At 69.8% G+C, this 9,427-nt stretch carries 7 protein-coding genes; 4 read left to right on the forward strand and 3 right to left on the reverse strand.

The genetic code is table 11. The features are described 5' to 3' along the window. Positions 1-6: 6 nt before the first annotated feature. Complete coding sequence (locus VZQ01_RS35880) at positions 7-900, reverse strand: sulfotransferase domain-containing protein (RefSeq protein ID WP_426745895.1); 894 nt, start codon at positions 898-900, stop codon at positions 7-9. Between the two features lie 86 nt (positions 901-986). Then, a complete protein-coding gene (locus VZQ01_RS35885) occupies positions 987-1,283 on the reverse strand; it encodes a hypothetical protein (protein WP_426745896.1) in 297 nt (98 codons plus the stop codon). 197 nt (positions 1,284-1,480) lie between these two features. Between VZQ01_RS35885 and VZQ01_RS35890 the strand changes: the two genes are divergently transcribed. Genes VZQ01_RS35890 through eno form a run of 4 tightly spaced genes read left to right on the forward strand, consistent with a single transcriptional unit; the run spans position 1,481 to position 8,252 of the window. Continuing rightward, positions 1,481-2,917, forward strand: coding sequence for a DUF3375 domain-containing protein (locus tag VZQ01_RS35890; protein ID WP_426745897.1), 1,437 nt, complete (start codon positions 1,481-1,483; stop codon positions 2,915-2,917). Beyond that, complete coding sequence (locus tag VZQ01_RS35895) at positions 2,914-3,528, forward strand: DUF4194 domain-containing protein (RefSeq protein ID WP_223785321.1); 615 nt, start codon at positions 2,914-2,916, stop codon at positions 3,526-3,528. The genes VZQ01_RS35890 and VZQ01_RS35895 overlap by 4 nt, the downstream gene beginning before the upstream one ends. Beyond that, entirely contained in the window at positions 3,525-6,908 is a 3,384-nt protein-coding gene (locus tag VZQ01_RS35900) for an ATP-binding protein (protein WP_426745898.1), read from the forward strand. Before VZQ01_RS35895 ends, VZQ01_RS35900 begins: the two co-directional genes overlap by 4 nt. 60 nt (positions 6,909-6,968) lie before the next feature. Then, the gene (gene eno / locus VZQ01_RS35905) at positions 6,969-8,252 is read left to right on the forward strand and encodes a phosphopyruvate hydratase (RefSeq protein WP_426745899.1); all 1,284 of its coding nucleotides are present in this window, start codon (positions 6,969-6,971) and stop codon (positions 8,250-8,252) included. A 55-nt stretch (positions 8,253-8,307) separates the two neighbouring features. Here the strand turns inward: eno and VZQ01_RS35910 are convergent, their stop codons facing one another. Next, a complete protein-coding gene (locus VZQ01_RS35910) occupies positions 8,308-9,339 on the reverse strand; it encodes a hypothetical protein (RefSeq protein ID WP_223785319.1) in 1,032 nt (343 codons plus the stop codon). Positions 9,340-9,427 lie beyond the last annotated feature (88 nt).

A 9,427-nucleotide genomic window follows, 5' to 3' on the forward strand; every position in this document is an offset into this window, starting at 1 on the left:
CCCGCGTCAGGGCCCGGTGCCCCGCATGCCCAGGCGCTGACGGGCCGAATCCACCCGCGCGTCCAGCTCGGCGCGCTGCGCCTCGTCGAGCATCGCGCGTCCCTGGCCCACGCCCCCCTGGTGGATGAACGTGCCCCGCGCCAGCGCCGCGGCCCGGGGGCCCAGGTTGTCGAAGCGCTGGGTGTGCTGCTTCATGTAGGCGATGCCGCAGCGCTCCAGGATGTCGCCCATCCGGGACTCGTCGATGGGCAGCCCGCAGAAGGCGGCCACGCGCCGCACGCCCCCCTCCAGGTCCTGGACCAGGTCCTCGTAGCGCACGTGGAGCACGTTGGGGTCCGCGCGGTGCGGCCACCAGGACTCCAGATGCGTGAGCCACGGGTCATCCAGGTCCATCACCACGCGGAAGAAGCGGTTGAAGTCGAGCGGCGTGTCCTCCACCAGGTAGTGGTGGTGGTAGAGCGACTTGAGCGAGTCGGCCGCGTTGCGCGTCACGTACAGGATGCGGCTGTCCCGGGGCGGCTTGAGCTGCGAGTAGGGCAGGTGCGTCTTGATGATGCGCGGCGACGGCAGCCCGTCCAGCAGCGCCTCCGCCTTCGCGTCGCGGACCAGCTGCTCCAGGAAGGGCGAGATCTGGTTGATGTGCTCGAACTCACCGCGCCCCTGCGTGACGAGCTGGTAGACGATCATCTGCATCCACGTCGTCCCCGCCTTGGGGCTGGTGGCGATGTAGATGTCGCCCGGCCTGGGCTTGAGCCACGTGTGGCGCAGGCGCACCCAGCGCAGCCGCTCGGCGGCGCCGGCGAGCACTCCGGACAATCGGGTCAGCCCGATGATGGTCTGACGCAGCAGGAAGCGAAGCCACGGACGGCGAGGGCGCGCGGAGGGAGCGAGGGCCGACATGCGTCGGTCACTATGCCCAATCGCGCGGAGACAACCAATGCTGGAAACGCGCGGAAATCTGGAGTCTGCCCTGTCCTGGCGAAAGGCTATTCGCAGACGCCCGGACAGTCCGCGCCACCCGCGCCCGGAGTGCAGGAGTCGGTGGCGTCGTCGACGCAGCGCGCATCTTCGCCGGAGGCCACGCAGCCTCCCAGGAAGCCGCCGCAGCACTCGCGATAGCCCGCGGGGATGTCGCAACTGGACGCGTAGGATGTGCAGTCGCCCGTCGGCGAGCGCGCGAAGACGGTGCGCTCAACGCACGGCTCCCGCTTCACGTCGTCCGAACCACACGCGCCCCACAGCAGCGCGCCCAGCAGCCAGCCTGTCGTCGCGAGCTTGTTCATGGTCGCCATCCTGCCAGCCTGGCGCGCCACGTGTCCGGTGAATGCGTGGCGTCTGTCATCGCGCCGACTGCGGCCTGTGCGCGCACGTCGGTGCCCGAGTGGGCAGCCAACCAGGCAGGGCATCCAGGCGCCCTCAATCCAGCCATCCCGTGACGTCACCCGGGCATGTCAGAGGTGGGGTGTATGGATGATGCGTCATGGACTTCACGACGCTCGAGACCTTGCGTCTGAAACACCCCGGCTGGCGGTTGCTCGTCGCGGACCACGCGCCGCTCATCGTCGGCTTCCTGCACCGGGTGTTCGTCGCATCCAACGCACGCGCCATCGCCCAGCGGGAGCTGGTGCTGCGGCTGGAGGACCACCTGCACGCCCTGCGCGAGCAGCGGGGCGCGGCCGCGTTCCCGCGCTCGGCGAGCGCCTATCTCGATGAGTGGGCGGCCGACGGCACCGGCTGGCTGCGCAAGTTCTATCCACCGGAGATGGACGAGCCGCACTTCGATTTGACGCCCGCGGCGGAGCGCGCCATCCGGTGGCTCGTCCAGCTCACCGAGCAGCCCTTCGTGGGGACCGAGTCGCGGCTGCTCACCGTCTTCCACCTGCTCCAGGAGATGACCGAGGGCACCGAGGTGGACCCGAAGGCGCGGCTCGCGGAGCTGGAGAAGCGCAAGGCGGAGCTCGAGGAGGAGATAGCCCGCGTGCGCGAGGGCCATCTGGAGTTGATGGACGAGTCCGCGCTCAAGGACCGCTTCCAGCAGATGTCCGACACGGCGCGCGGCCTGATGTCCGACTTCCGCGCGCTGGAGGACGGCTTCCACGCGCTGGACCGTCGGGTGCGCGAGCGCATCGCCACGTGGGAGGGGACGCGTGGCGAGCTGTTGGAGACGGTGCTGGGGGAGCGCGACGCCATCAACGGCTCGGACCAGGGGCGCAGCTTCCGCGCGTTCTGGGACTTCCTCATGTCGCCCGAGCGCAAGGAGGCGCTCACCCGCAACCTGGAGCGGGTGCTGTCGCATCCGGCGATTCAATCCCTCCAGCCGGACGCGCGCCTGCCGCGCATCCACTTCGACTGGCTGGAGGCCGGCGAGCACACCCAGCGCACCGTGGCGCGACTGTCCGGACAGCTGCGCCGCTTCCTGGATGACCGTGTGTGGTTGGAGAACCGCCGCATCCTCCAGGTGCTGCGCGGCATCGAACGCAACGCGCTGGCGGTGCGCGCGCGGCCTCCGGGCGAGGGCTTCATGTCGTTGGAGGAGCTGGCGCCCACGCTCGAGCTCCCGCTGGAGCGGCCCTTGTATGGCCCGCCCGCCCGCGCGCGGATGGCGGACGAGGAGGTGAAGGAGGCGACCGACGACGTGCCGTCGGAGGCGCTGTTCAACCTCTCGTTCATCGACAAGGCGCGGCTGCGGCTCAACGTGCGTGAGGCGCTGCAGGCGCGCGAGCAGGTCTCGCTCGCGGAGTTGGTGCGCGAGCATCCGCTCCAGCACGGGCTGGCCGAGCTCGTCACGTACCTGAGCCTCGCGTCGGAGGACCGCAAGGCCTCGGTCGACGACGCGCGCACGCAGGACCTCTTCTGGACCGATGCGAGCGGCGCCACCCGCCGCGCCTCCCTTCCCCTGGTGCTCTTCATCCGATGATGACCCCCGCGATTCGTACCGCCGATGCCGCCGACACCCTGTCCGTCGTGCTCGTCTCGCTCCTCAAGGGCGCGGTGTACCGCGACGAGCACGCGGGGGTGTGGCAGGCCCTGCTCCAGCTCCAGCCGAAGGTGCGCGAGCAGCTGGCCGTGCTGGGCTTGAAGCTCGTGCTCGACGAGCCGGAGGGCTACGCGTTCCTGCGCCAGCGCTCGGAGTCGGAGGGCGGCGTGGAGCTGCCCCGGCTCGTGGCGAGAAGGCAGCTGGGCTACGGGCTGAGCCTGTTGCTCGCGCTGTTGCGCAAGAAGCTGGCGGACGTGGACGCGGCGGCGGGGGGCACGCGGCTGGTGCTGCGGCGCCACGAGGTGCACGAGCTGGTGCGGCTGTTCCTCCCGGAGGGCACCAACGAGGTGCGCTGGGCGGAGCGCGTGAACCAGGACCTGGAGCGCGCGGTGGGCATGGGCTTCGTGCGCCGGCTGGGCGAGGAGGAGGACACCTTCGAGGTGCGTCGCATCCTCAAGGCGTTCATCGACGCGCAGTGGTTGGAGGACTTCGAACGGCGGCTGGAGGCGTACCGCGTCCGGCTCGTCGAGGAACAAGGAGGCACGGAATGAGCACGGTGCGAACCCTCACCCAGGCGGACCTGCTGGACATCGGCGCGCCCAACGAGCGCGCGGGGTTCCGGCTCCACCGCTTCGAGGTCTACAACTGGGGCACCTTCCACCAGCACGTCTGGCATCTGGATCTGCATGGGGAGAGCGGGCTGCTCACGGGAGACATCGGCTCGGGCAAGTCGACGCTGGTGGACGGGCTGGTGACGCTCTTCGTCCCGCCGCAGAAGCTGGCCTACAACAAGGCGGCGGGCGCGGAGGCGAAGGAGCGCAACCTGCGCTCGTACGTGCGCGGCCAGTACAAGTCCGAGCGCGGCGACGCGGGGCAGGTCGCGCGGCCCGTCTACCTGCGTGACGCGCCAACGTACTCGGTGCTGCTGGCGCACTTCCACAACGAGGGCTACGGGCAGGACGTCACGCTCGTGCAGGTGATGTGGATGCGGGAGCCGGAGGGCCAGCCGGTGCGGCTCTATGTCGTGGCGGACGGGAAGCTCTCCATCGCCGAGCACTTCTCGCGCATCGGCTCGGACCTGAACGCACTGAAGAAGCGCCTCAAGTCGCTCGCGCGCGAGGTGCATGAGACCTTCCCGCCGTATCAGGCCGCGTTCCGCCGGCGCTTCGGCCTGGAGAACGAGCAGGCGCTGGACCTGTTCCTCCAGACGGTGTCGATGAAGTCGGTGGGCAACCTGACGGACTTCGTGCGCCACCACATGCTGCCGCCCTTCGACGTGGAGACGCGGCTGTCGGCGCTCATCGGCCACTTCGACGATTTGCACCGCGCGCACGAGACCGTGCTCCAGGCGAAGCGGAGGGTGAGCCGGCTGGAGCCGCTGGTGGCGGACCACGAGCGCCACGCGGTCCTGGCGCGGGAGCTCGAAGCGCTCCGGCTGTGTCGGGAGGCGCTCCGACCCTGGTTCTCCGAGCAGAAGGCGCGGCTGTTCGAGGAGCGGCTGGCCAGCGTGCGCGACGAGCGCGAGAAGCTGCGCGCGGAGGCGGAAGCGCTTCGCGAGCAGCGCGAGCGGCAGGGCACGGAGCGCGACGGGCTGCGGCAGGCCATCTCCTCCAACGGGGGAGACCGGCTGGAGACGGAGAAGGCGGAGCTGACCCAGCGGCGCCGCGAGCGGGACGAGCGCGCGCTGAAGTCGGACCGCTACGCGCGGATGGCCCAGTCGGTGGGGTTGCCCGCGGCCACGGACCTGGACCTCTTCCTGTCCAACACCCGCGCCATCCAGCTCCAGCGCGAGGCGGCGGCGCGCGAGCTGGCCGAGGTGCAGGAGTCGCGCACCGAGCTGGGCATGGAGCTGCGCGACTTGAAGAAGTCGCACGAGGCCGTGGCCGTGGAGTTGGAGTCGCTGCGTCGTCAGCGCTCGAACATCCCCGCGCGCTTCCTCCACCTGCGCGCCCGGGTGTGCTCGGACCTGGGGCTGTCCGAGGAGGCGCTCCCGTTCGCCGGTGAGCTGCTGCGCGTGCGTGACGAGGCGCGCGATTGGACGGGCGCCATCGAGCGCGTGCTGTACTCGCTGGGCACCTCGCTGCTGGTGGCGGACGCGGACCATCCCCGCGTGAGCCAGTGGGTGGAGCGCACCCACTTGAACGAGCGGCTGGTCTACTACCGCGTCCGCGAGGACGGGCTCGCGAGGCCCCAGGATCCTCGCCCCGATTCGCTCCCCGGCAAGCTGCTCATCAAGCCCGGCTCGCACATGGGCGGATGGCTCTCGGCGCAGCTCGCGCGGCAGTTCGACTACACGTGCTGCGACACGCCGGAGCAGTTCCAGCGCGCGCGCCAGGCCCTGTCCCGCTCGGGGCAGGTGAAGACGGGCGGCGAGCGACACCTGAAGGATGACCGGCGGCGCATCGATGACCGCTCGCAGTGGGTGCTCGGCTGGACGAACGACTCCAAGCGCCAGTCGCTGGAGTCGGAGGGCAAGGCCCTGGAGACGCGCCTCCAGGCGGCCTCGGCGAAGTGGGAGGCCCAGGAGCAGCGCCACGCGCGGCTGCGTCAGCGGGCCGAGCAGCTGGGGCAGCTCGCGGTGTTCGACAGCTTCCGGGAGCTGGACTGGCGCTCGGTGGCCAGCGACATCCAGCGCCGGGAGGCGCGGCTGGGCGAGCTGGAGGGCGAGTCCGACGTGCTGCGGGGCTTCGAGCGTCAGCTCGCCGCCATCGAGAAGGAGCTGGCGGCGACGGACACCGCGCTGAAGGCGGTGGAGAAGCGCCAGGGACGGCAGGAGGAGAAGGAGGAGGCGGCGCGGCGGACGCTGGCGACGTGTCAGCGCACGGCGAGCGAGACCCCCGAGTCCATCCGGGCCTGCTTCCCGCGCGTGGCCGAGCTGTGCGCGGAGGGGCAGGGCGAGCTCCTGCTGGAAGCGGAGGCGTGCGACGAGCGCGAGCGTCAGGTGCGCGAGCGGCTCCAGTCGCGCATCGACGGCGAGGCGCGCAAGCTGGAGCGGGTGCGCGACGCGCTGTTGTCCGCGATGCAGGCCTACCGCGCGGAGTTCCCGGTGGAGACGCAGGAGCTGGGCGCGAGCCTGGAGGCGGCCGGGGAGTACGTGGCGCTGCTCCACTCGCTGCGCGCGGACGACCTGCCTCGCTTCGAGGAGCGCTTCAAGCGCCTGCTCAACGAGAACACCATCCGTGAGGTGGCCAACTTCCAGGCGCAGCTGCACCGGGAGCGGCACGGCATCCGCGAGCGGGTGGACACCATCAACCGCTCGCTGAGGGCCATCGACTACAACCCGGACCGCTACATCGTCCTGGAGCTGTCGCCCACCCAGGACGCGGACATCCGCGAGTTCCAGCAGGACCTGCGCGCCTGCATCGAGGGCACGCTCGGCGGCGCGGAGGAGGACGCCTACTCCGAGCAGAAGTTCCTGGACGTCAAGCGCATCATCGAGCGCTTCCGGGGCCGTGAAGGCTCCGCGGACGCGGACGCGAAGTGGACCGGGCGCGTCACGGACGTGCGCAACTGGTTCAGCTTCTCCGCCTCCGAGCGCTGGCGCGCGGACGACCAGGAGCACGAGCACTACGCGGACTCGGGCGGCAAGTCGGGCGGACAGAAGGAGAAGCTCGCGTACACGGTGCTGGCCGCGAGCCTCGCCTACCAGTTCGGTCTGCAGTGGGGCGAGACGCGCTCGCGCTCGTTCCGCTTCGTGGTCATCGACGAGGCGTTCGGCCGGGGCTCGGACGAGTCCGCGGCGTACGGCCTGGAGCTGTTCCGCCGGCTGGACCTGCAACTGCTCATCGTGACGCCGCTGCAGAAGCTTCGCGTCATCGAGCCGTACGTGGCCAGCGTGGGCTACGTGCACAACGAGGAGGGACGTCGCTCCCGCGTGCGCAACCTCTCCATCGAGCAGTACCACGCGGAGCGCGAGGCCCGGAGCGCCTGAGGCGGACGCTCGGGGCCCTGTCTCCTTGACGCACTGGGGACCCTTCGCTACGAAGGCGCGATGACTACAATCGTCGGTGTCGTAGGCCGTGAGATAATCGACAGTCGCGGCAATCCCACTGTCGAAGTCGACGTCATCCTGGAGAACGGCATCCGCGGTCGCGCCGCCGTTCCCTCCGGCGCCTCCGTCGGTACGCACGAGGCCGTGGAGCTGCGGGATGGCGACAAGCGCCGCTACCTCGGCAAGGGCGTGCATAAGGCCGTCGCGGCGGTGAACAACGAGCTGTTCAAGGCGGTCCGCGGCCTCAACGCGGAGTCGCAGCTCGAAATCGACGAGACGATGATTGCGCTCGACGGCACGCCCAACAAGGGCAAGCTGGGGGCGAACGCCATCCTCGGCGTGTCGCTGGCCGTGGCCAAGGCCGCCGCCGCCGCGCGCGGGCTGCCGCTCTACCGCTACGTGGGCGGCGTCTCCGCCAGCCTCCTGCCCGTGCCGATGATGAACATCATCAACGGCGGCGCGCACGCGGACAACGCCATCGACTTCCAGGAGTTCATGATCATGCCCGTCGGCGCGAAGTCGCTCGCCGAGGCGGTGCGCATGGGCGCCGAGGTCTTCCACACGCTGAAGAAGGGCCTGTCGGAAGCGGGCTTCGGCACCAACGTCGGTGACGAGGGCGGCTTCGCCCCCAACCTGACGTCCGCCGAGGCCGCGCTGGACTTCATCATGAAGTCCATCGAGAAGGCCGGCTACAAGCCGAACGAGGACATCGCCCTGGCGCTCGACTGCGCCGCCAGCGAGTTCTACAAGGACGGCGTCTACGACTACGAGGGCGAGGGCAAGAAGCGCTCCGTGGAAGAGCACGTGAAGTACCTGGAGAGCCTGGTGGCGAAGTACCCCATCCTCTCCATCGAGGACGGCCTGGCCGAGGACGACATGGCCGGCTGGAAGCTGCTCACGGACCGCATCGGCTCGAAGGTTCAGATTGTCGGCGACGACCTGTTCGTCACCAACGTCAAGCGCCTGTCGGACGGCATCAAGAACGGCATCGCCAACTCGATCCTGGTGAAGGTCAACCAGATTGGCACGCTGTCGGAGGTCATGGCCGCGGTGGAGATGGCGCACAAGGCGGGCTACACGGCCGTCATGTCGCACCGCTCCGGTGAGACGGAGGACGCGACCATCGCGGACCTGGCTGTCGCCACCAACTGCGGGCAGATCAAGACCGGCTCGCTGTCGCGCGCGGACCGCACCGCCAAGTACAACCAGCTCATCCGCATCGAGCAGGAGCTGGGCAAGCAGGCCCGCTACGGCGGCCGCTCCGTGCTGCGCGTTCGCGGCTGAGCCCGACGCCAGGGGCCGCGGGGCGAAAGCCCTCGCGGCCCTCCTGGCCCGGGCCTCACGCGGCGAGCCCCAGGTTTCGCCGCACCGCCGGCTGCCTCACCTTCCAGATGAGGCTGTCGACGATGTAGTGGTGGAAGTTGAGCGTCTGCACGATGAGCAGGCTGGCCGCTGGAATCCACGACAGTCCGCGCAGGATGAACGTGTAGAGCAGCGCGGACAGCGCCACGCACACCACCAGGTACTGGAGCATCCGCCGGCTCTGGCTCAGCGTGGACAGGAAGCGGTGCTCGGGGCTGACCTGCTCCTTGAAGCGCCGGTTGTGGAACAGCCAGACGATGAGGATGTACTGGGCGTTGTGCCACACGTTGAGGCCCAGCCAGCCCGTCTCCAGGCTCGGGATGACGAAGTAGCCCACGGCGAACATGCCCGCGTGTGTGGCCAGGTAGAGCGTCTGGGCGGGGCTGCCCGCGCCCGAGCGCAGCGCCCGCGCCTGGAGCACCGCCCACGCCGCGAAGGCCACCAGCGCGCACGCCGCCGCCGCCCACGCCGCCTCCCAGGGCACCGGCAGCATCCGCACCTCCAGCTTGAGGAAGGTGGTGGAGCCCTGCGCGGAGCGGTAGAGCAGCCCCGCGAGCGGCAGCAGGTAGAGCATCCACGCGGTGGCGGGGTTCTCCGCCGCCGGCCGCTTCGAGGCGCGGTCCAGGATGCGGCTGACGCCGTAGCTCTGCCTGAGGTAGTGCCACCCCTGCCAGTAGAAGTAGATGGACATCAGCGGCCAGACGCCGCCCGCCTGGTACACCGCGAACGTCGCCGCGAAGACGAGCCCCGGCAGCACCCACAGATGGAAGCGGTGCTGACGCCGGCTCTCCGCGTCGAACCCCAGCCGCGTGAAGGTCGACACCACGTGGTGGTAGCCGAGCAGCCACACGTCCACCATCAACAGCACGGGGAACAGCGACGGCCGCGCCAGCGCCGCCAATGAGAACGCGAGCCCCAGGCCCGCCGTTCCGAGGATGAAGAAGAGGTCGAACCTGGGATTGCGAACCCAACCCCAGGACAGCGTCGCGGCGTCCGTTCGTGTGCTCACGGCTCGCGATGATAGGGCTTGTTCGTAGTTCATGTAAAACGTGCAATGTCGGCAGGTGTGGTCATGGGCAATCAGGGATGATTATTCT

The organism is Myxococcus faecalis (genome assembly GCF_050039385.1).
In the GTDB taxonomy this organism is placed as follows: domain Bacteria; phylum Myxococcota; class Myxococcia; order Myxococcales; family Myxococcaceae; genus Myxococcus; species Myxococcus fulvus.

Coding starts and splice junctions, on each gene's coding strand:
- VZQ01_RS35900 (WP_426745898.1), top strand. CDS start 3,525: ATGAGCACGGTGCGAACCCTCACCCAGGCGGACCTGCTGGACATCGGC.
- VZQ01_RS35885 (WP_426745896.1), bottom strand. CDS start 1,283: ATGAACAAGCTCGCGACGACAGGCTGGCTGCTGGGCGCGCTGCTGTGG.
- VZQ01_RS35895 (WP_223785321.1), top strand. CDS start 2,914: ATGATGACCCCCGCGATTCGTACCGCCGATGCCGCCGACACCCTGTCC.
- VZQ01_RS35890 (WP_426745897.1), top strand. CDS start 1,481: ATGGACTTCACGACGCTCGAGACCTTGCGTCTGAAACACCCCGGCTGG.
- eno (WP_426745899.1), top strand. CDS start 6,969: ATGACTACAATCGTCGGTGTCGTAGGCCGTGAGATAATCGACAGTCGC.
- VZQ01_RS35880 (WP_426745895.1), bottom strand. CDS start 900: ATGTCGGCCCTCGCTCCCTCCGCGCGCCCTCGCCGTCCGTGGCTTCGC.